The sequence below is a fragment of the Desulfobotulus sapovorans DSM 2055 genome, from assembly GCF_059569355.1.
Map to the genome: position 1 here is coordinate 56,390 of NZ_JCANVJ010000013.1, position 21,306 is coordinate 77,695.

Here is a 21,306-nt window from a genome sequence, read left to right on the forward strand (position 1 = left end):
GGCGGGAAGGACATCAGAAGGTGTAGCGGACTCCCATGCCGAAGGTTCTCGGATCCCCGAAATCCGCAAGGGACACCAGGGAATTGCACATGAAGTTCGTCACATATTCCTCATCCGTCAGGTTCTTTCCGTAGGCGTACACATCCCAGCTCTTAAAGCGGTAGCCCAGCCGCATATCCACCAGGGTGAAGGCATCCTGCTCCACAAACCCTTTGTTGGCATCGTCATAAAAGTGGATGGTCCCCTGATTCCTGGCGTCGATTCGGGAATAGAACCCGTCGGGGTGGTAATAGGCCAGACCCAAACGGGCCGTGTGGGAAGGGGTCTGCTCAATGGTCTTTCCGTCAAACTTCACGCTTCCCGCGTCGTAGTCGTCGTATTCCGCATCCACAATCCCCAGCGCCGTGCTCACTTCCAGGCTTTCCGTGGGCATCCATACGGCCTCCAGCTCAGCGCCTTGCGAGTGGGCTTTTTTGGCGTTGGAGGTCAGGTACATATTGCCAACCCCTTTATAGACATGGATATCCTCGATCTCCATGTGGAAGAGAACTGCCGAAAAATGCAGTTTCTGCAAGGCCACCTTCAGGCCGACTTCGTAGTTGGTGGACTGCTGGGGATCGAAGCGGTTGTCCTTTTCCTCGCCTCCCATGGCAAAATTGTTGAAACCGCCGGGCATATATCCCCTGGACCAGGAGGCGTAGGCCGTCCAGTCTTCGTTGATTTTATAGGCAAAGGCCGCCTTGGGCAGGAAGACGTCCCAGTTTTTTTTCGTGTGGAGAACATAAAAGGGCGGACCCGAGCCCCCCACGGGAAGATAGTACATGTCGAGATCCATTTTTTTCTCAATGTTCTGGTACCTGCCGCCCAGGGTCATTTCCATTCTTTTTCCCAGAGGCACCATCACCTGGCCGAAAAGGGCGCGGGTCTCGCTATCCGTCTCAGACACAGCGTTCATCTCAAAATTCCCCAGAAACTGCATGCTCACCGGATCAAAATTAGGAAACTGCTGACCATAGGGTCCATAATCCAGCGTATCCCGATCCAGATAAATCCCGCCCACCCAGCGAATGCCTTCCTGGTTGCTGCTTGCAAGACGAATTTCCTGGGTCCAGCTTTCATGCTCCATATTGCTGAACTGCTTCAACCCCGCATAGAGGGCCTGATTGGCGAAATCCGCGTCATAGTCGCCCTCCTGTCTCACCTTTCTGCGGGTGGTGACGGAGGTCAGCTCCATGCGGTCAAAGGCATAGGCAAGGTTCAGACCCTGGGACTGGCTTTCTGTGTTATCAAAACTTTTCACATCAAAATCAACATGTTCCGCATCCTTTCGTCTCACCACAGAAAAGGGAGAACCACTGGGAAGCCCGTAACCGCTCCGCCAATCCTTGTTCTCCTCCTCATCATTCACGGTCAGACGCATGCGGAGACGATCCGTGGGCTTGTACAGGAGATAGGCACCGAGTTTCCGGCTGTCTTTGCCATTGGCCTCCTTTTCCATTCCGGGGTGGATGTTTTTAATCCATCCATCATCCTTCTGGAAAACGCCATTGAGGCCCATGTACAGAAGATCCTTCTTCACAGGCCCGTTTATGTTCATACTTGCCTGCATGAAATTCCAGCTTCCGTACTCCGCCCCCACACTGCCCTGCCAGGTATCCCCCGGCTCCCGGGTCACCACACTGATGATCCCGCCAATGGCATCCTTTCCATACAAAGTGCCCTGGGGTCCCCGCAGCACCTCGATGCGCTCCACATTGGCAAGGGAAGCATCAAAACCGTAGCGCCCGGTCTGGGGAATGCCATCCATGTAGAGCACCACAGGGTTATTGTTGGTGAATATGGAGGAATTGAGGCCCCGGATATTCACCTGCCTGCCATGGGAAGGGTTCACGCTCATGTTGGGAATAAGGGAAATGGCATCCCCGATGTTCCGCATACTTCTTTCCTCAATGGTGAAGGCATCGATCACCGAAATACTCTGGGGCACATCCGTTATATTTTCTTCCACTTTGTTGGCCGTTACGGTGACACTCTCCATGAACACAGCCCTTTTTTCTTCCTCCGGAGAACGGACTTCCGCAAGTGCAGCTCCGGGAGTAAAGGGCGTAAGCAGGAAGACGAAAAGGACAAGGCCAGAAACGCCCCCTTTTTCCGGATAAAGCGCCTTAAAATTCCACAAGCGGGTAAATCTCTTAAAAAACATAAAGAATCTCCTTGCCTACTGCGTGTGAAACACATTTTTCGTCATCAGGCTGATTTCGGTTCCAAAAAACCGGCCCAACCTTTCTTTGTCATCTTTTCCACTTGCCCCTGGCATCAGGGCCTGAAGGACCAGAGGTTATCCGCAGGCACCCTTTCGTAGGTAGGCCAGGCATCGAGATAAAAAGTGCTGGTTTTTGCCGCATTGCCACCCGGCTTTTCCTTCTCTCCCATCACCCTGCCCGGTTCCATGCCATAGCCCATGACCCGAAGGGGGGCTTCCACACTCACCCAGCCGCCCCTTTCCCAGAGCCAGTGTTCACCGATCAGCTGCGGGGTTTCTTCTCCGCCCGTCACCCGTATGTCCGCAGATCTGGGCTCTCCCAGCATGGCAGCGGCCATCTCCGCCCCCGCATGGGCTTTCAGTACGGCAAGGGGTGTATCCTTTTTCAGGTCTTCCATCAGAGAAGCAAGGCTCTGTGCCGTCTGTCGTCCGGTCCAGTCCAATGCCGCCAGCGGAGCATAGTCTTCCGCCCAGCCCCCCTCCTTCAAGGCCAGCTTCAGGGTGGTCACGGGAACGGTACTGCCCGCAAGGCGGCGGGCCACCTGATCCGAACCATGGGAGAGAAGGGCAGAAAAGGCCTCCATGCCATCGGTTTCGGCCACACACCATATGCCCATGGCTCCGGGCAGACCCGCTTCCAGCCACAAAGCCCCCTCCCCTTCCCTCAGGTCCGATCCGTCCCGCAGCACACGCTGGATCATGGCCTTTGCAATGGCCGAGCGCCTCAGCCAACGGCCCGTTCCCCTATCCTTCACATCCCAGTGGGGATCTTCGGTGAGGATCAGCCAGTTGCCCGCCACACGGGTTTCCCCCAGATTCCTCGGCCACTGGGCAATGTGACGGATCTCCGGGCTCCGGCCTGTCCGGCGGGCCACACAGGCCTGCATATCCAACACATCGGCGGCAACGGAGCTGGCCGTATCTCTGCGGCTGGCATCGTGGTACATGCGCAGGTTGCCATGCTGACTTTCCCGGAGGCCGGGTCCCCAGACATGGGCAAAATCCAGAAGTCCCTCCATCCGGCCCTTTTCCACATGGATTTCTTTGTCTCCATCCACAACCCTCACCTCAAAGCTCCACTGGCCTCCGGGAGCCGCAGCACCACTGGCAAAGGTACTCGCATAGGCCGGAAGCGCCTGCTCTGGCTTCAGCCCGAAGCGTTCCCGCTCCTTTGGGGTACGCAGCACACGTCCCGCATCCAAACCAAGGCGGGGCATGACATCCGGACCATGCAGCCAGAAGGCATGGGGCAGAAGCCAGGGAGGCTCGCCATCCGCATCCCAGCCCCTCAGGGAGACAGACCAGCCCAGCAGAACCTCGCATCCCTCAGCCGGGCAGTTTTCCAGTGCAAGGGCCATATGATCCTCTTTGACCTGCGGCTTCACTTCCCGGCCCTGCACCAGTGCGGATGTCAGATTCAGACCATGGGGCAGACCCGCGTGCAGCAATCCGCTCTCAGACACAAAGCCTTCCATGCGCCACCATCCATGTACTTCCCGTTTCACCGGGTTCACATTCAGGGTCACATGCCCCCCTTCCAGGGAAAAGGCGGCCTGCTGATCCAGCCAGATTGTCTCCCAGGCCGCATCTCCGGCCAGTGTTTCCGCAAGGGTTTCATAGCCTCCGTCCACCACATAGCGCTGATGCATCAGAATGCCGCAGGCCAGAAGGCCACAAACAGAGGCAAGGGCCGCCATGCCCGGACGAGCCCGGAGCCCCTTTTTCAACCGCAGCCAGCGCACAAAAAATCCCGTATCCGTACCCCGTTTCAAAACCATGGCCGCCATACTTAAGAGCAATGCCGCAACACACAGCTTGAAAAAACCAAAAATCAGAAGCTTTTCCATCCATGGACCAAGCCCGGTGAGTCCGGAAAAGGCAATGGGGGTCTGCAGACCAATCTGAAAGGGCGGATAGGTCACAAGGTGGGCCTCGTGATTGACGATCATGATGAAGGCCGCCAGCATGGAAGCCGCATAGGCAGGCCCCGGCCGGAGAATAAGGGCATGGAGAAGAAGGGTCATGGCACCGATTTCCAGAAGGGCCGGAACCATGACGAAAAGCTGATGGAGAAAGGGAAGCAGGAGGTTCAGGCTGCCGGGTTCCACGAAAAGGGTGGTGAGCATACCTCCGCAGGCTGGCACCATGGCCAGAAGGAGGGTCAGCATACCCATGGACAAAATCCGGCCGAAAAACCGCACGTATCCCGGAGAAGGCGCCGCATCCAGCATCTCCTCCATACCGGCCTGGGCATCCCTTCTAGCGGCAAGGCCCGTGAGACCAGCCAGCATGAACACAATAATCAGATAAAACATGGTGGAAAGAAGAGGGGTTACCAGCTCGGGCCGGGGCGCCATGGGCCCGTAATCATGATAGACACCATGGGCAAAGGCCCCTGCCACACCGAGAAGAACCAGAAAGCCCATGGCAACCCAAAGCCATTTTCGGGTCAGCACCTCTTTCATCTGCCATAAGGCCTCGCTGCCTGCGGCCCGCAGCCAGAAGGGATGATCAACGGGGCCGGGAACTTCCGCTCCCGGAGAATCCACGGAAAAAGGGCCTTTGTGCCGAAGCCGTTTTTCAGGACTTCTGTCCAGCACCAGCCACTCCCGCCTTGCCAGCAGAATAACAAGGGCCAGAAACAGGGGCGGAATACCGCACCACAGGATGCGGTTCCAGATCAGCGCCGGAGTCAGGGCCAGAAGGGCCGTGCTTTTTTCATGGGGAGTCCAGTGATCCAGCACCTGATGTTCCGTCTCCGCATAGCCCGAAGGATCCAGCAGGGAAAAATAAAAAGAATCCATGTTCCCGTCCTTCAGGATGATCATGGAAACCATCCAGAATCCCATGAGGACAGCGGCCACGGCAAAGGGGCTGCCAAGCCCCCGGCTGCGGATGGCGGCGATGAAATAAAGGGCTCCGGAACCAAGGGAAAGGGGAATGATGAAAAGGAGCATGCCCCAGCCAAAGGCCAGCCAGGGAGCAGACGCAAAGGAACCCGCAGGCACGGCACCGACCCATTCCAGCACCGGAGCCACATAAAAGCCCACAATCTGGGAACTCCCAAGGAGCACAGCCACAAAAAAAGCTCCCACAAAGCGGGCGGCAAGGAGTTGTCTCAGGGAAACGGGACAGGCCAGCACCACTTCATGCAGCCCCACACTTCTGTCCCGGAGCACCGGCTGGGCAAAAACCCAGGCCCAGGCAAAAAACAAAAAAAAGGACATGCCCGAAGACATGAGATAGACCAGTGCGGGCGCATTGCGGGGAACATCCACAGCGCCCATGTCCCGCAGATAATCGGCGTTGCAGAGAACCAGCAGAAGGTAGGCCACCAGAACCAGAAAAATCAGCCCCACAACCCCACTTCCCAGTCCGTGGCGAAACTCCTGCCAGGCTTCCTTCAGAAAAAACCTCATTCTCCGGTCTCCTCTACCCCGGCTCCGGCAAGGGCCCCATGGTACACATCCTCAAGTCTGGGTCTGTGGGGCTGAAACCCCTGCGGCGGCTTTTCCGCCAGCACCACAGCCAGAACGCCTTCGGGCACGGCCGAAAGGTGCAGGGCCCTGGGCTGGCTTTCCCCGCGGGGCACAACCTTTGACCAGAGACGACCCTCCATGGAAGCCCGAAGCTCTGCAGGCGGTCCTTCGGCCAGAATGCGGCCTTCGGCGAGAATGGCCAGCCGACCGCAGAGGCTTTCCACATCCTCCACAATGTGGGTGGAGAGCAGAACCACCGCATCGGCCGCCACATCCGCCAGCACCCTGTGGAAGCGATTGCGCTCTGCAGGATCAAGTCCGGCGGTGGGTTCATCCACAATGACAAGCCTTGGAGATCCGATGAGCGCCATGGCAATACCAAAACGGCGCAGCATCCCGCCAGAATAGGTGGATACGGCCCGGTCCGCCGCATCACTGAGATTCACCCGTTCCAGAAGCAGCCCCACTTCCCTTTTGCGGATGGTCCGGTCCGTCCGCCCTTTGAGCCAGGCAAAGCGATCCAGAAGATCCCTGCCCTTTACTCCGGGATAGGCTCCGATGTGCTGGGGCAGATAACCTAAGCGCTGCCGCAGATGCTGGGGACTTGCCAGCACATCCACCCCGTCGAGGGCGATACTGCCCCCGTCCGGCTGCTGGAGCGTGGCAAGGGTCCGCATGAGGGTACTCTTGCCAGCGCCATTGGGGCCTAAAAGTCCGTAGAGTCCCGGCCCCACTTCCAGATTCACCCCGTTTAAAGCACTGACCCCATTGCTGTAGGTTTTTTTCAGTCCCCTGACCTTCAGCCCCCTCTGTTGCTCCATATTTTTCGCCTCTCTCCAAATAAAAAAAATATACCCTTTCCAAAATCAGGGCCTTGCTTTTTCGTTTTTCAAAATTCCTTGAAGTCCTTGAAACAGATATTTTTAAAATTAAAATTTCTTTTGACTTAGTGAAATTTTTTTCCTAAAGCTAGCCCCGTATTACTTTTTCCATGAACGCCCGGTTAACGCCCGATGAAAGGAACAGTCATGGGCCTGAAAGGCAGAATTCTCACCCTGCCCGACCTCTACGATCCCCCGGCGCTGCATCTCATCGAAGATCTCTCCCTTCCCGGCACCCTGAGGCTGAATCCCCTTTACGGAGAAGGGACGGCGCATCTGCGGCCCATCCGTGAGGGGCTGGCCTACTGCGTCTACAACTTCACCTACAGGGAGGATGTCTCCGTCTCCGCAGGCGGGGCGCTGATTCCGGACAGGATCTGGTTTTATGTCTGCCTTTCCGGAAACTCCCGCTTTCTCCTTCAGAACCGCTCCCTGCACATCCAGCCGGGAACCTCGGATGTGTTCACAGGCGGATACGATAAAGACATCCGCCAGGACATGCGCGGAGAGGTTCCGTATAAAATGGTGAGCCTGCTGCTTGATCCGGCAGCGCTCGCAGGGATCACGGGCATGGAGCCCGAAACCCTGTTCAGACTGTCCATGGCCGCAAACCGGAACCAGCCCTCCAGGGTTCCGAGGGAGATGCGCCTTGCCGCAGAAATCCTTGCCCAGGGCTGCCCCACCCCGGCCAATGCGAGGCTGTTCACCGAAGCCAAGGCCCTGGAACTCATTGCCTATCAGGTGGGAATGCTTGAAAAAGAATCAGGAAGGAAACAGAAGAGGGAGGAAAAATCCTATGTGGAAAAAATCCGTTACGCCGCAGAAATTCTTGAAAAAAACCTCATTACACCGCCCGGCATCTTTGATCTTGCCGATCAGGCGGGGCTGAACCACAACAAAGTCATCCAGGGGTTCAAGGAGATCTATGGACAGACCCCCTTTGAGTATCTCAGCCATGTGCGGCTGCGGAAAGCCGCAGAACGCATCCACAGCCGTGAATTCAACGTCACCGAAGCCGCCTTCAGCGTAGGCTACGCCAACCTCAGCCACTTCTCCAGAATCTTCCGCAGAGCCTACGGCATGAATCCCTCGGATTTCCAGAAGGCCAGAGATCCCGCCTTCCCCCTCTGTCACGGGGGCGGGCCGAAGGCGGTATAAAGAACAGCATTTCACCACGGTTCACGGCAGTGACCCGCCCCATGCCCGTTTTTCAAGAAAAAGCAAAAACCCCCTTGCGGGGGGTTGCACATGACCGACGGCACCAGCACCTTTTGCTTTCCTCAGGCAGCGCGGGAAAGGCCCTTTTCTTCCTCCTCTTCTCCTCCGCTCCCGGTTTCATCCATCCTTTCCCTGCCAAAGGCCCGGGTCACCTTCAGGAGCACGGGCGTGACCAGACCGTCCGCAAGAAGGGCCGCCGTGATGCCCAGGGCGGTGAGCAGCCCCAGATTCACATATACCCTGGCCACGGAAGTGAGATACACGGAAAAATTGGCGATGATGATGAGCGAGGTCATCACCAGGGAAAGCCCGATGGTCATGAAGGTGCCGCGAATGCTTGCGCCGTACTCCCCGCAGCGTTCGAAAAGAAGCCGGGCATGGCTGATGAAATGGATGGTGTCGTCCACGGAAAGGCCCAGAAGCATGGGCATGATGGTGATGGTCATCATATCCAGGGGAATGCCGCACCAGCCCATGACACCCCCCACGGCCAGGGCGGGCGCGATGTTGGGCACCATGGCGATAAGTCCCGTGCGCAGGGAGCCGAAAACCACTCCCATGAGCAGGGACACGATGCCAAGGGCGATGGCGAAGCTGACAATCTGCCCTCTGGAAACAAGGTGCTGCATCACGGTGAAACGGGCCACGGATCCGGCAAGCCCCACCCGCGCTTCGGGGAAAAGGCTTTTCGCGCGGGTCTGGATATGCTCCAGCTCCTCCTTGGCCGCCCTGGAGTTGTAGTCTCCCATTTCCACCATGACGCGGAGCCGCCTGTCCTCGTAATCCGACCACCTGCGGGACTCCTCGCCACCGGCGTTTTCATAGAGCAGCAGCAGCTGGGCCGTCATTTCACGGGTTTCCGGAATCCCGTAAAAGGCGGGATCGCCTCCGTTCACCACCTGATTGAGATCCTTGATGATGGGAAGCACCGAGGTGGTCTTCTTGGTCAGGGGCAGGGCCTCCATTTCCCGCACAAGGGAATCCAGCCTGCGGAGCACATGGGGTTCCCGCGTCATGCCCGGCGTATCAAAGGTGAGCATCAGATCCCAGGAATAGAGGGAGCCCACCTTCGACTGCCCCACCTCGCTGATCCGGGCCACATAGGGAATTTTGAACCCGAAGGTTTTCCGGATGTCAAAACTCACCTCAAGGCGGAAAAGACCCGCAGCAAGGATACAGGTGATGAGGCCAAAACCCGCCAGCAGTTTTCCGGGGTGCCGCATGACCACATCGCTGCAGGCCAAAAGCCCCCGTTCCGCAAAACCTGCGGCCTCCTCCCGTGCTCTGCCGGAAACCCTGCGCGCCCCAGGGCCAAAGGAGAGCAGCACGGGCAGAAGCGTTCCCACCAGCAGCCAGACCATGGCCACAAGACCCGCTGCGGTAAGACCGGTCCAGCGGATGGGCCGTACATCCACAAACCAGAAGGAAAAAAGGGCGGCAATAGTGGTGAGGGCCGTAAAGGCCATGGGCCATCCCGTTTCCGCGATGGCATGACGCACGGCGGCGTGGCGGTCCCCCGTGCGGTGCAGCTCCCTGTAGAAGAAACGGAACAGATGGATGGCGTAGCCGATGGATACGGCGATGCCAAGGTACACGGGCACAAGCACCATGGAAGGATCCATGCGTATGCCCATCCATCCCTCAAAACCAAAGACGGAAAACATGGCAAGGGCCGCCGTGAGAAGGGGATAGACAATTCCCGCAAGGGTGCGCAGCGCAAGCCCCAGCACCAGGGCCGTCACGCCCAGCGAGAGCACAAGGTTCCTCACCGTCTCCTTTTTGAAAAAAGCGGTTTTTTCCGCGCCGATCACGGGCATGCCGCTGGCCATGGGCTGAAGCAGGGCGAATTCAGGACGGTTCACGATGGAAAGGGCCTTTTCTCCGATGGCCATGTCCATACCATTGCCATGGGCATCCCGCAGGCCTTCCGCATAGGGCTTCAGCCGCAGCAGCACCCAGGCCTCCGTGGCATCGGCGGAAACCAGACGGTCGGCGATCATGGGACGGGAAAGGGCCTTTTCCCGCAGGCGGTTCAGAACAGCGGCCTCATCGGGAACCGGATCCGGGATGAGCTGATCCACACGGATGCCCCACTCATCGCCTTCGGTGAACTCCAGCTCCGCGATGGAAAGCACGGTGTCCGCATAAGGCACTTCCCGCTCCAGGGCCTTACCCAGATTGCGGATGCGGGTGAGCACCTCCGTGTCAAAGATGTTTTCCGCGCGCACCAGCACGGCCACATACTCGTTATTGCCGAAAATCTCCTTGAAGGCATCCTCGCTTTTTTTCATGGGATCGCCTTCCAGAAACCAGTTTTCAGCGGAAGTGTCGAGGCCGATGCGCGGCAGTCCCGCGATCCCTGCGGCAAGAAAAAGGACAAAAAAGACCATCACGGCCCAGCGCAGACGGAGCAGCCGCAGGGCCAGGGCATCGAACACCCTGTGCATGGTTTCAGACTGGATCATCAAAGACCTCCTTTCCGGCAAAAAAACGCCGTGTCCTGATCGGAAAAAAACAATGCGGAAAAAACGGTTCTGACGTCTGACATGGGCGATCCTCTGCGCTTTCCCTCACAGATCCATGGCAATCCGCCACCAGAGCTGGGAATTCTCCCGGTACGGCCCGAAGCGGTCCCCCTGCCCCTCGAAAAGGTGCAGCCCCGCTTCCAGATGCAGGCCATCCCGGATTTCCCAGTCAAGGGCCGTGCGGCCGTACACCCCGGAGTCTCCGGGGTCAAAATAAACAAAGGCGGACAGGCGGAGCCTCTCCCGGAAAAACTTCTGCTCCGCGTTCAGGGTGAAAAGGGAGACGAAGGCCTCCTCTCCCGTGGCCTCCGGAAGTCCGGGAGTCCAGTCTCCCATGACCTGGAAACCCAGGGTCCGGTCGCCGGAAAGGGTGAGATCGCAGCCCGCAAGCGCCATGAAACGATCCCGCTCCAGGGCGTTTCCGTCTTCCCCGCCAGCCTGCCGCCACCATCCGTCAAACCAGGCCCCTTCAAAGCGCCATACCGCGTCCCCTGCGGGCAGGGCCGCGTCCGCGCCCAGCATGAAGGTCTTTGGATGCCTGCTTTCCGCAAATCCGGCGGGCACAGCACCTTCCATGGGCATGGAGAGGGCATAGAGGGAAAGATCAAAGGCCGTGGCGTAATGGCCCAGCCGCAGTCCCAGGGTCATGGCCTCCCAGCCCGCCGGGGTTCTTTCCCGGGTATCCCCGCCTTCTCCCAGCCGCCAGGGGGAATCTCCTCCGGGGTATCTGCCCTTGTGAAACTGCGGAATCCACAAAAACTCCACCTCGCCGGTGTCGAGCCAGCGGGTCAGCCGCAGGCTGTCCACCCCCATGCGGATTTCCTCCAGCTCCCGGGTGACGGACTCCCGGCTGTCCACGGGAGAAAGCCTGTCCACGATGCGCACCCCGTCGGCCCGGCCCCAGATGAGAATCTGCCGCCCCGCCCGCGCCTCCCAGGCATCCTGCCGCAGGGTGAGAAAGCCCTCCCGGACGCGAACCTCCGAATCTTCCCGAATTCTAAAATTCTCCACCCCTTCCAGGGTCATCAGGCCGTCCACAGCACCCCCCTTCCATCCCAGGGTCAGGGAGGCCATGGCCCTGGAAGTGACCACACCGGAAAGATCCGAAAGCCGCACCCCATGCACCCATTCACCATGGGCCTCGGGTCTCCGCCATTCCAGGGAAAAGGCCTGGGTATGGAAAAGGCAGATGGCCAGAAACCAGAAGGCGGGCCGCGCTGGAATCCGGCTCGCTTTCCAGAGTTTCCCCTTTCTCATGGCTGAACCTGCCGCAGCCGTGCAGGCGAAAAGATCTCCGGATCCATGTCCGTGTCATGCCGCACCTCCCGGTTTTCCAGGATGGTTCTGTGCCGCCGCACCCTGTCCTCCATTTCCGAATGCAGGACAGTCCAGAAGCCGTTACATTTTTCAGCCTTCACCACACGGAAAACCTTCAGCAGGCCGTCCCGGTCATAATATTCCGCACGCACCACGAGATCCGCGTCCTTGCGCACCCAGTAGCGCACCCTGTCATAGGCAGGGTCGGCTTCCCTCGGCCGGGACAGAACCACCCAGCAGGCGGCCCCCTCCACCGTTTCCTCCCCTTCCAGCAGATGGCTGTCTTCATCCACATTGCGGTTGCCCATGTCGTCATAGGAGAAGTCCGACCCCATGAAACGCTCCCGCCGGGCCGCGCCGCTGATGCGGCGGATACGGCGCAGGGCGGGCATCCAGAGCCATTTGTCATCCTCTTTGTCCAGGGCATCGTAGTCATAGGAAAGAAAAGCCGTTCCCCGCACGTCTCCGGGTTCCAGAAACACCATAAGGGTGCGGGTATCCGGTCCCTCGTCCATGGCCCAGGTGCGCATCTCCCGCACCCTGCGGCTTCCCCGGCTGTCCTCCAGACGCATGGTGAGAACGGAAGCGCGGTTGTCTCCGTTGGGTCTTTCATCCACCCTCACCATCACGTCCCTGCCCGTAAGCCCCTCCGTCTCCGCCCAGCTCCCCAGGGGCAGGGCAAGGGCCAGCACTCCCATCATCACCCTCCAGCGATACCACATTGCCTCCTCCTTCCGTTTTTCCGCTTCATGCCGAAATTTTCCAATCCTCACCGCCCTTTTTGGGAAAAAAACTGCCCCGATCCGAAAAAACGGCAAAGCACTCCCTGCGGCCGCAGCGACATGCGGCCGGTTTCATGTTTTTTACGATGTTCAGAAAAACGCCGGATTTTTAAAAAAGAATTCCGCCCCTTCCCCGCTTCAGCAAAACAGGGGCATGGTAAAAAAAGGCTCTACCGGCCGGATCTGCGGGCCAGATAAAAGGCCACGGGCCCGTGGGAGGCCGTGGGGCTGTCGGAAAGGGTCTGGCTCTGCACACGCTCAAAACCGACCGCCAGGAGCGCTTCGGGAAGGGTATGCGCATCCATGGCAAAATCCCGTCCCTGAAGCGCTGCGGACAGCCAGCCCAGAACGGTCTCTTCCGGCGCTGTCCGTTCCTTTCGCAGGGCATCGGAAAAAATCACCATCCAGCCTCCGGGATTCAGGGCCTCCCGGCATTTTTCCAGGATACGCAGGAGTTCCTCTCCGGCAAAATTCAGGACATAACTTGCAATCACCGCATCATAGCCCCCGCCGACGGCTTCTTTCATGCAGTCCGCCGCAAAGGTGCGCACCCGGTTCTCCACACCGTATTCCCGGATCACCGTCTCCGTCACCTCCAGCACGGCCGGCCGGTCGAGGAGCAGGCACTCCAGATCCGGATGGATGGCCGCCAGGGCCACCCCCAGCAGTCCCGTACCCGCGCCCAGATCCAGCACCCTCCTCCAGCCTGCGAAACCCGGCAGCTCCGCAATGAGGGAAGCCATGTGCTGCGCCCTGCCGCTGCGGCAGAAATTCACCGTCTTCCGGGTCATCTCCTGCCAGAGTGCGGCATCCTCCATGCCCTCCCCCTTTCCCGGAGCGCCTTCCCGCACAAGTCTTTCCATCCCGCCGTTCAGCACGGCCCCATGCCAGGCGTCAAAGACCAGAAGCGCCTCACCGATACAGGTTTCCCTTTCTGTGACGAAAAACCGGCTCGATTCCTCCGTGTTCCGGAAAAGGCCCCGCTTTTTTTCCACATATCCCAGAGCCGCAAGGGCGTTGAGCAGCCGTTCCGTGTTCGCGGGGTCACAGCCTGCGGCACAGGCCGCCTCACCGCCGCTTTTCGGGCTCTGGAGAACATCAAAAAGGCGCAGGGAAATGGCGGTTTTCACCACCTCCCAGTGCAGGGGCAGCAGGGGGAGCCGGTAATACCGGTTATCCGCGACATGGGAAGGAAGATCTTTTTTCATGGGCTTTCTCCTCTGGCGATCCACGCTTCTTCGGGAAGACAGAACCGCTTCCGCAGAAACAAGTCTTTTAAAACTTTTTTTGATTTAATGAAAATTTTTAAATATGGCTAGCCCCAAGTTACTTTTTCCATGGACGCTGGATTACCCGTAAAAAAAACCGCGAAAGGACTCTGCGGAAGCCGTCTGGGATCAGACAGCGCAGAACCATTGATGACTTTTGCATGGAGCATGCCTCCCTGCATTCTCTTCAGAAAGTGCAACTCTCTGCCGCACAGACAGCTCAGTCTCTGCTCCCCATACGAATGGGTCTATTTCTCCTGCCGCGTCCCGCTGCGGGACGCTTCTGCAGCATCGCTATGCGCACGCGCCAGAACCAAAAATCCACGCACATAGTCGATGCTGGCGTCTGCCTCCAAACCAATACGGCTCTCCGGTCTTCCTTATCCGATTAAAAACTGTAGCGGATAGCGGCGTGGATGCTGGTGTTTTTCTCAAACTGCCCGAAGAAGGTATGCGGCTTTTGGCCCGCAAAAATATGGGCTCCGGCTTCAAGGGTGACCCTGTCCGTCCAGGTATGGCGCAGGGTAGAGCGGAAAAAGGCGTCCTGATCACCGGGAGAATAGCAGGAAGACAGGGACAGCTCCAGATTCTGGTTCATGAAGAGGCCCGTCAGCTGAAGGGTTATCACCTGCCTCAGACGGTCGCGGAGCGAACCTCCGGGCGGATCCGCCCTGTAGCGGCTGTAGTCCAGCATCTGTTCAAGGTAATACTGGGCGCTGAGGTTGAGGTCTCTGGCGATGTCCCGGGTATAGCCTGCGAGGTAGCGCATTTCGGAATTGCGGATTCCGGGATCCGAGCCCTTTTTGTCCTCTGCGGACTGGTAATAAGCGACTTCGAGGTTGCCGATGCCGGATCCCAGCCGTCCCCGGAGGCTCGCGCCATACACGTTCAGCCGGGGAAAGGCGCCGGTTCCGGTGGCGGTTTTTCCTGCGGGATGCTTCCAGAAGCCCCGGTAGCCATAAAAAGCCAGCTCATGGCTGCGGAGGTTCCGGTATATGCGGAAGGCAAGTTCGTCGTCCCTGAACCAGCGGTCCGGCGCATGGGCGACGACCGGGGCATCCTGACCCGCCCGTCGTTTCAGATCCTCGTTCCAGTAGGACACATAGGCGCCCGTGATGTAGCGATCCGGATCAAAGGCGGGGGTATACACCAGATCCAGGTTGGCCGTTTCCGAAAACAGGCTGATTTTCGCGGCATCGGACGGGGCCTTGAGATATTCCCTGTCCCTTCCGATAAAGTAGGACTGCCAGTCCTTTGGGAAAAGGTCATTGAGAAAAACAAGGTCTCCGGTGCCCCAGGTGAGCACCTGACGGCCGATCTTGACATCGAGAAAATCCAGAGGCCGTGCAAAAAACCAGGCTTCGCGGGTGTCGTATTCCCTCTGTTCCTTCACGCCGTCGTGCCACACATCGCCTTTGTATCTGAACTCCGCACTGTCCGTTTCCATGAAAAACTCCCCCTGCAGACGGATTTCCATGAGGGAGATGTCCTTTTCACAGGGATCCTTCTGCGTCCGGACGCCCGTCCTTGACTCGATGAAGCCATGGGCCTCGATCCGGGGGGGAAACCCGGAACCGGAGAGAAAATCCTCGGCCCGTCCCTGGTGCGTGAACACCGGCCCCAGCATCAGGGCAAGCAGGATCCCGCGCCAGGATGGCAGACATGTTCTAGCGTACAACATCTCTGGGCGGCCTCCTCAGATAGCGTTCCGAAAAAAGGCCCTCATCCAGGCCGGTGTTGTAGCGGACACGGGAAAAGATCATCTCGGATCTGCTGCCTGTCTCCAGATCCTCGGCAAGGGACTGGGTGACCGTGGGATACCCTGTCTTTGCCCCCCTGTCATCGGCTTCCACACGGTCCACGCGGATGGCGCGGATGCGGCGGTAAGGCCTGTCATCCTCCTTGAAATAGGTGATCTCAGAGGGAAGAAAGGTCTTTGTGTCGATACGGGAGACATAATATGCAAATTCAACGCTTTCCGGTTTTCGGGGCCTGCTTTTGAGTACGTGGTGGCTGTCCGTCGTTTCCACCAGCTCATGGATGTCCTCGGCGGGATTCCTGCCGGAAATATCCTCATAGAGGAAGTCCGATCCCACAAAGCTCGTGCGCTTGTCACTGGCCGCGATGCGTTTCACGAGATCCAGGCTGGGCATATAGAGCCACCTGTCATCATCCTTTCCCGACAGAACCTCCTTGTGCACCATGAAGACCATTTTCCGTATATCCGCAGGCTCCTGGAAAAAGACAAAATACTTCTGATCCGTGTCGGACGCGTCGGCGTCCCTGCGGAGCATGGTGAAGGCCCTTTTCCGGATTCTGCCCTGCCTGTCGGTGATGGTCAGGGTGATGCTGCCCCGGCAGTCGTCCCCCTGGTACAGGCTCATGTGATTGGATTTGCGGACAATGGCTTCTGCGCTGAAATCCGCGGATTCGGCCCGGCAGACGGCCGCGCAGAGCGAAAGGCCCGCCACGGCCCATATAAAGGCGTCCATTTTTTTCATGCGGTATCTCCTTTTTTCAGTTTTCAGAAACGACAGGTAAGGGTTCCCCGTCTTCGGCGACGCCGTTTTTAACATTCTCGAACAGGACGTAATGACGGTCGAACAGGTTTCTGGTTTCCCCGGAGCGGACGGCGGCATTTCCCGCAGGCAGTTCCCGCTGCCCCTGAAGTGCGGCGTCCCGGTTTCTCATGCTTTCCATGAGCCTTTCCGCCGACGCAAGGAACAGGTCGTTTTTCTTCATGTTTTCAGGGTCAGGATGAACGAGACACATGACCTCATGCCGGGTTTTCTTGTGCTGCGGTGTCTTGTCGCCATGGGGTTTTCTCCTATGTTTCGGGCCGACTTCATGCGGCGTCTCTGGCGGTGGTGTCTTCGGTCTGCGGGCTTCCTCCCTGTCTGCGGAAAAACCATTTTTCACCAACCGTGAGCATGGCCGGCAGCAGCAAAAGGGTCATGAGGCCGGAGAAAAACAGGATGCCGAAAAGCAGGATCGCGGTGGTTCTGTAGGGAATCAGCTGCGCCACCATCAGGGGAAGAAAACCCAGGGCCACGACAAGGACATTCCTTGTGATCGCCACCGCAGGCTCACCGAAAACAATGGGGACGGAGGCCTTCCAGGAGCGGGTTTCCCCGTGGATCTGACGGCTCCGCTGCATGAAATGGACGGCAAAATCAATGGCGATGCCTATGGTGATGGCGCTCAGGACGGCGACGGGCATGTCATAGTCCTTGCCGACGATGCCGGTGAGGCCGTAGGTGGCCGCGATGGTCAGCACAAGGGGAAGCATGGAGGCGGCGGCCCAGAGGACGGAGCGGAAAAGAAGGGTCATCATGATGAAGACGATGACGAGGGTGCCCGCAAAGGAGGCCAGCATCTGCCAGAACATGATGTCCTGGAAGACCAGGTTGACGTAATGCAGACCGGCCCAGTTGCAGGACAGGGAAACGGGGGGCTTGTGAGACCGCATGTAGTCCTCAACGGCTTTCACCGTCTTTGCCGTGTGCATGCTGTCGCCCGTGGGAAACTGCATCCATACGGCGGCGCGCATGAAGTCGGGAGTGACCAGATGCCAGAGGTCGTTGGGACGGTGGCTCTGCTGATACTGCATGTAGCACTCGGACACTTCCTGGAATCTCTCGGGAATGCGGTAATTTTCTTCTTTCCCGTCGATGAGTTCCTGATTGACCTTCCGGATGACGTCGGCCACGGAGGTGCTCTTGCCCACGAGACCGGCCTTTTCCACATGGGCCTGCAGGCCCGCAAGATAGGCCAGCACCGCAGGCTGTTTGAAGGTTTTCAGCCTTTCCTTTTCCGTACCGAAAAAGTGCCGCACCTCCTCAAGGATCTGAAATTCCTCATCCGTGGCTGTTTCTGCTTTTTTCCCGGCATACTGGAGCGCCCTCTCCAGGAAGGCCTCACGGGTGCCGGGCGCCTTTGCGAAATCCGAAAACCTGCTGCGGATATCCGAAAGGATCAGGGCGGCGGCTTTGCCGTCCTCTCCAGGTTCTCCCACAAGGCGGACAAGATCCTTTTCCAGCTGCCGGAGAGCCTCTCCGGACAGGGGCGTGGCCTCCGCGCCTTCGAGGATGAGATAGGCGGTGTAGGTGCCGCCGAAGTGCCTGTTGATCGCCTCGTCCGCCTTGCGGATGGCATGGTCTGTGCTGAAACGTCTGGCGTAGTTGTCGTTGATCTGGATGCGGGAAATCCCCCATGCCGCCACCAGCATCAGGATCGGAATGATGCAGAGAAAGGCCCTGGCGTGGCCCACGCTCAGTCGGCCGGTGTGCTGGAGCAGGGTTTCGAGTCCTGTGGGCTGTCCCCTGTGCCGGGCGGCTTTCCCGAAATTTTCAAGGGTGCGTTCCGGAATCATCATCACATAGGCGGGCACGAGCAGCAGGGTGGCGACCCAGGCAATCATCACGCCTGCCGCCACGAAAACCCCGAAAACTCTGGCAGGCGGAATGGCGGTGGTCAGAAAGGAGAGAAAGCCCGCCGCCGTTGTGAGGGATGTGAAGAGGATGGGCGTGAAGAGAGCCTGCATCACTTCCCGGATGGTCTGCCTGCGCCCCTTTTCCCGTGTGTAGGACTCAAAAAAATCCGACAGGATATGAACGGTGTCGCATATGGCAATGGGCATAAGAAAAATGGGCAGCATGGAGCTGAGGATGTGTACGGGATGACCGAAGGCGATCATGAGCCCGAGGGCTCCGATAACGGCCACGGTGGCCACAATCATGGGAAGGAGAATCAGCACCCATTTGCGGAAAAACAGCAGCAGGAGGCCGAAGATCATGGCCATGGTGAGGGGGGCCGCAAAGGTCATCTGCCTGAACATCTCCACGCCGATGGCGCTTTCCGTAACCGGAAGACCGGCGATGTGGTAGGTCTCGCCGCCGCCAAGCGCCCGGATTTTTTCCTGGAGTCTGCCGTAGATCCGGTAACTCAGCATCTTGTCTGTGAGGGGCAGGTAGAGGCAGAGGGCTTTTCCGTCCTCCGAGACCATCTGGCCCTTCAGAATGGGATTGGACAGGGCCCTGTCCCGGAGGCTCCGTGCTTCTTCCCGTGTTTCCGGGGGACGGGGCATGAGCCAGTCAAAACGAAGGGTTCCGGGTTCCTGCTGGTGGATATGATCGACCATGGAGGGCGCGATCATGCTGGCTTCAATGACTCCGGAGAACTGACCGGGGTGCGCGGGATCCTCCCACCGGAGGGTTTTTGCGTATGCCGTCAGCTCATGGATCCGCTTCAGCGTTTCCGGATTGAAGACACCATCCGGATCCTCCTCCATGATGACGCCGACCACGATGGTGTCGTTCAGGTCGAACTGTTTTTTGCTCCAGTTGTGAAAGACCCGTACCGGCTCTGTCTTTTCGAGCATGTTTTCCGGGTCGGTATCCATGGTGATCCATGGGAAAAAAGCACCTGTGCAGAGGGTGAAAAGAAGGATGCCGATGGCGACGAGGCGGTGGCGCCTGATGGCAAAATCAATGAGGATGTTTTTCAGACTGGACATGGGGACTCCGTAGATAGTTAAGTAAGTTAACCGTATAGGTAAAAAAATACTCTTCATTGCCGCCTGAAAAGACGGCATGCACGCGTTGGCTGCGCAGGAAACCTGCCTGTTCCGGGACGATACCCCCCCCTGACAGAGCGGGAATCCTGATGGGGCAGGGACGTCGGATGTCTCCGTCAGTCCCCTTTTTCCGAAAGCCTCTCGTCCATGACGCTGCCGATGGTGTCCAGCATGACGGAGAGGGTGGCGATCTGGGCCAGCGAGAAGGCGCTCAGGCGATCCACCAGTGCGGCAAAATCCTTCCCGTGGAACTGCTCATGGGCGCGGAAGGCCAGCCATCCCGGTTCCGTCAGGGATAGCGGAAACTCCTTGCTGTTATGAACCGACTGCTGTTTCTGGATAAATCCCTTTTTGATCAGCCGGGCGACCATCTGTGAGGCCGCGCTTTTACTGATGCCGAAGTGCGTGGCAATATCGAGCACCCGGATCTGTTCGCCCTCGCCAACGACCTGGATGGTGTGGGCCTCGGCGGTTGTAATGGCTCCATTCCCATGAACGGGAATGGGGAGCCCTTCGATGCGGGCGTATTTTTTGCTGACCCGCAGGAGCTGACGTATGGTGGCTTTTATCAGTTCGTCTTTAGTTTCCATGATTCAGATCAGTAAAGCCTATTAACCGTATTGTCAAGAATCTTTTCCCGCGCTCCTGTAGTTCTTTCAGTCCTCAAACCCGCAATCCCCTTTGTCCCCCCATGCGTTCCGCCTCTCAAAAAAAATCTGATTGCGTCCCTGGCTCAGCCGTACCGTTTCATAGAAAATGAATTCCCGAGGATACTGGCCCTGGGCGCAGGAGTGCCCGGTGCTGGAGCAAGACGGTAATCAGTTTAGCATTTGACAAAAACCGCACCTGCCCTTAGTTTTTTCCGGATTGAAAATCATGACTCTGGCTGTGCTTGTCCATTCTTCACCCTGTTCCCGAAGCATTTCCGTATCGTCATATTCTGCAAAGCCACAGGTCTTCCTGTCTGGCAAAAGCGCGGAAGATGTCCGGGAAAACCCCCATCAGGAGACCTGTTCCATGATCGAAGTAAAAAGTCTGACCAAGCATTTCGGCACCCAAAAAGCCGTGGATGCCATTTCCTTTTCCCTGGAAAAGGGAAAAATACTGGGCTTCCTTGGCCCCAACGGTGCAGGAAAATCCACCACCATGCGCATGATCACCGGCTATCTGCCTCCCACATCCGGAACCGCTGTCATCGGAGGAGCCGACATTCTCCGCAATCCCATACAGGCCAGGGAAAAACTCGGTTATCTTTCGGAAACCGCACCCGTATATCCGGATATGACGGCTGAGGAATTTCTTCTTTTCTGCGCCGAAGTCCGGGGATTTTCCGGCAGCAACAGAAATCGCGCCGCAGACGCCGCCATTGACAGATGCTTTCTTGAACGTGTCCGTCACCAGCCCATCCATACCCTCTCCAAGGGCTATCGCCAGCGGGTGAGTTTTGCCCAGAGCATCCTTCACGATCCCGCCTACCTGATCCTCGATGAACCTACGGATGGCCTCGATCCCAACCAGAAGCATGAAGTGCGTCAGATGATTCAGGCCATGGGAGAGGCCAAAGCCATCCTTATTTCCACCCACATTCTGGACGAGGCAGAAGCCCTCTGTCCCAGAACGCTCATCATCGCAGAAGGTCGCATCGTGGCCGATGACAGCCCGGAGAACCTGCGCCGTCGCGATCCGGACTACGGTTCCTGCACCCTGCGCCTGAAAACCCCTGCAAGCCCGGATCTCATGGACAGGCTCAGCCACCTCGGAACCCTCCAGCCCCTTCCCCAGGAATCGCATCCGGATCCCCTTCGCCTGCACATCCGGCCAGCAGCATCCCAGCCCGAACTGGCCGCAACCGTCGAAACCCTGTGCCGGGAGTCGGGAACCGCCATCCAGGAAATGTTCATCTCGCCGGGCAGGCTGGATACGGTTTTCCGTATGCTGACCACCTCCGCATGACCAAAGGTGCAGGACATTTTTTCACCATGAAACGCAGACCCTTCA

Annotated in this window: 14 protein-coding genes; 2 read left to right on the forward strand and 12 right to left on the reverse strand. The window is 58.2% G+C overall.

Annotated elements, in window-relative coordinates:
* Positions 1-13 precede the first annotated feature (13 nt).
* The 3 genes from BR04_RS10410 to BR04_RS10420 form a co-directional block, all read right to left on the reverse strand.
* Positions 14-2,203: a TonB-dependent receptor gene (locus BR04_RS10410; RefSeq protein WP_496355946.1), complete on the reverse strand. Its 2,190-nt coding sequence runs from the start codon at positions 2,201-2,203 to the stop codon at positions 14-16.
* A gap of 113 nt (positions 2,204-2,316) precedes the next feature.
* Positions 2,317-5,682 (reverse strand): ABC transporter permease, encoded by a 3,366-nt coding sequence (locus tag BR04_RS10415; RefSeq protein WP_496355947.1) that lies wholly within the window; start codon positions 5,680-5,682, stop codon positions 2,317-2,319.
* The gene (locus tag BR04_RS10420; RefSeq protein ID WP_496355948.1) at positions 5,679-6,563 is read right to left on the reverse strand and encodes an ABC transporter ATP-binding protein; all 885 of its coding nucleotides are present in this window, start codon (positions 6,561-6,563) and stop codon (positions 5,679-5,681) included. The genes BR04_RS10415 and BR04_RS10420 overlap by 4 nt, the downstream gene beginning before the upstream one ends.
* Before the next feature lie 207 nt (positions 6,564-6,770).
* Between BR04_RS10420 and BR04_RS10425 the strand changes: the two genes are divergently transcribed.
* A complete protein-coding gene (locus tag BR04_RS10425) occupies positions 6,771-7,781 on the forward strand; it encodes an AraC family transcriptional regulator (RefSeq protein WP_496355949.1) in 1,011 nt (336 codons plus the stop codon).
* Positions 7,782-7,903: 122 nt separating this feature from the next.
* On the opposite strand, the gene BR04_RS10430 is transcribed toward BR04_RS10425, so the two are convergent.
* The 9 genes from BR04_RS10430 to BR04_RS10470 form a co-directional block, all read right to left on the reverse strand.
* The gene (locus tag BR04_RS10430; protein ID WP_496355950.1) at positions 7,904-10,306 is read right to left on the reverse strand and encodes an efflux RND transporter permease subunit; all 2,403 of its coding nucleotides are present in this window, start codon (positions 10,304-10,306) and stop codon (positions 7,904-7,906) included.
* Between the two features lie 105 nt (positions 10,307-10,411).
* On the reverse strand, positions 10,412-11,623 hold the full coding sequence (locus BR04_RS10435) for a hypothetical protein (RefSeq protein ID WP_496355951.1): 1,212 nt from the start codon (positions 11,621-11,623) through the stop codon (positions 10,412-10,414).
* Positions 11,620-12,405 (reverse strand): outer membrane lipoprotein-sorting protein, encoded by a 786-nt coding sequence (locus BR04_RS10440; RefSeq protein WP_496355952.1) that lies wholly within the window; start codon positions 12,403-12,405, stop codon positions 11,620-11,622. Before BR04_RS10440 ends, BR04_RS10435 begins: the two co-directional genes overlap by 4 nt.
* Positions 12,406-12,635: 230 nt before the next feature.
* Positions 12,636-13,673, reverse strand: a complete 1,038-nt coding sequence (locus BR04_RS10445) for a methyltransferase (protein WP_496355953.1) — start codon at positions 13,671-13,673, stop codon at positions 12,636-12,638.
* Between the two features lie 448 nt (positions 13,674-14,121).
* The gene (locus tag BR04_RS10450; RefSeq protein WP_496355954.1) at positions 14,122-15,414 is read right to left on the reverse strand and encodes a hypothetical protein; all 1,293 of its coding nucleotides are present in this window, start codon (positions 15,412-15,414) and stop codon (positions 14,122-14,124) included.
* Positions 15,401-16,234, reverse strand: coding sequence for an outer membrane lipoprotein-sorting protein (locus BR04_RS10455; protein WP_496355955.1), 834 nt, complete (start codon positions 16,232-16,234; stop codon positions 15,401-15,403). Before BR04_RS10455 ends, BR04_RS10450 begins: the two co-directional genes overlap by 14 nt.
* A 16-nt stretch (positions 16,235-16,250) precedes the next feature.
* Positions 16,251-16,433: a hypothetical protein gene (locus BR04_RS10460; RefSeq protein WP_496355956.1), complete on the reverse strand. Its 183-nt coding sequence runs from the start codon at positions 16,431-16,433 to the stop codon at positions 16,251-16,253.
* A gap of 145 nt (positions 16,434-16,578) precedes the next feature.
* Positions 16,579-19,248, reverse strand: a complete 2,670-nt coding sequence (locus BR04_RS10465; RefSeq protein ID WP_496355957.1) for an efflux RND transporter permease subunit — start codon at positions 19,246-19,248, stop codon at positions 16,579-16,581.
* A gap of 176 nt (positions 19,249-19,424) precedes the next feature.
* Positions 19,425-19,898: a MarR family winged helix-turn-helix transcriptional regulator gene (locus tag BR04_RS10470; RefSeq protein ID WP_496355958.1), complete on the reverse strand. Its 474-nt coding sequence runs from the start codon at positions 19,896-19,898 to the stop codon at positions 19,425-19,427.
* A gap of 427 nt (positions 19,899-20,325) precedes the next feature.
* Here BR04_RS10470 and BR04_RS10475 point away from each other — a divergent pair, with 427 nt between their 5' ends.
* The gene (locus tag BR04_RS10475) at positions 20,326-21,261 is read left to right on the forward strand and encodes an ABC transporter ATP-binding protein (protein WP_496355959.1); all 936 of its coding nucleotides are present in this window, start codon (positions 20,326-20,328) and stop codon (positions 21,259-21,261) included.
* Positions 21,262-21,306 lie beyond the last annotated feature (45 nt).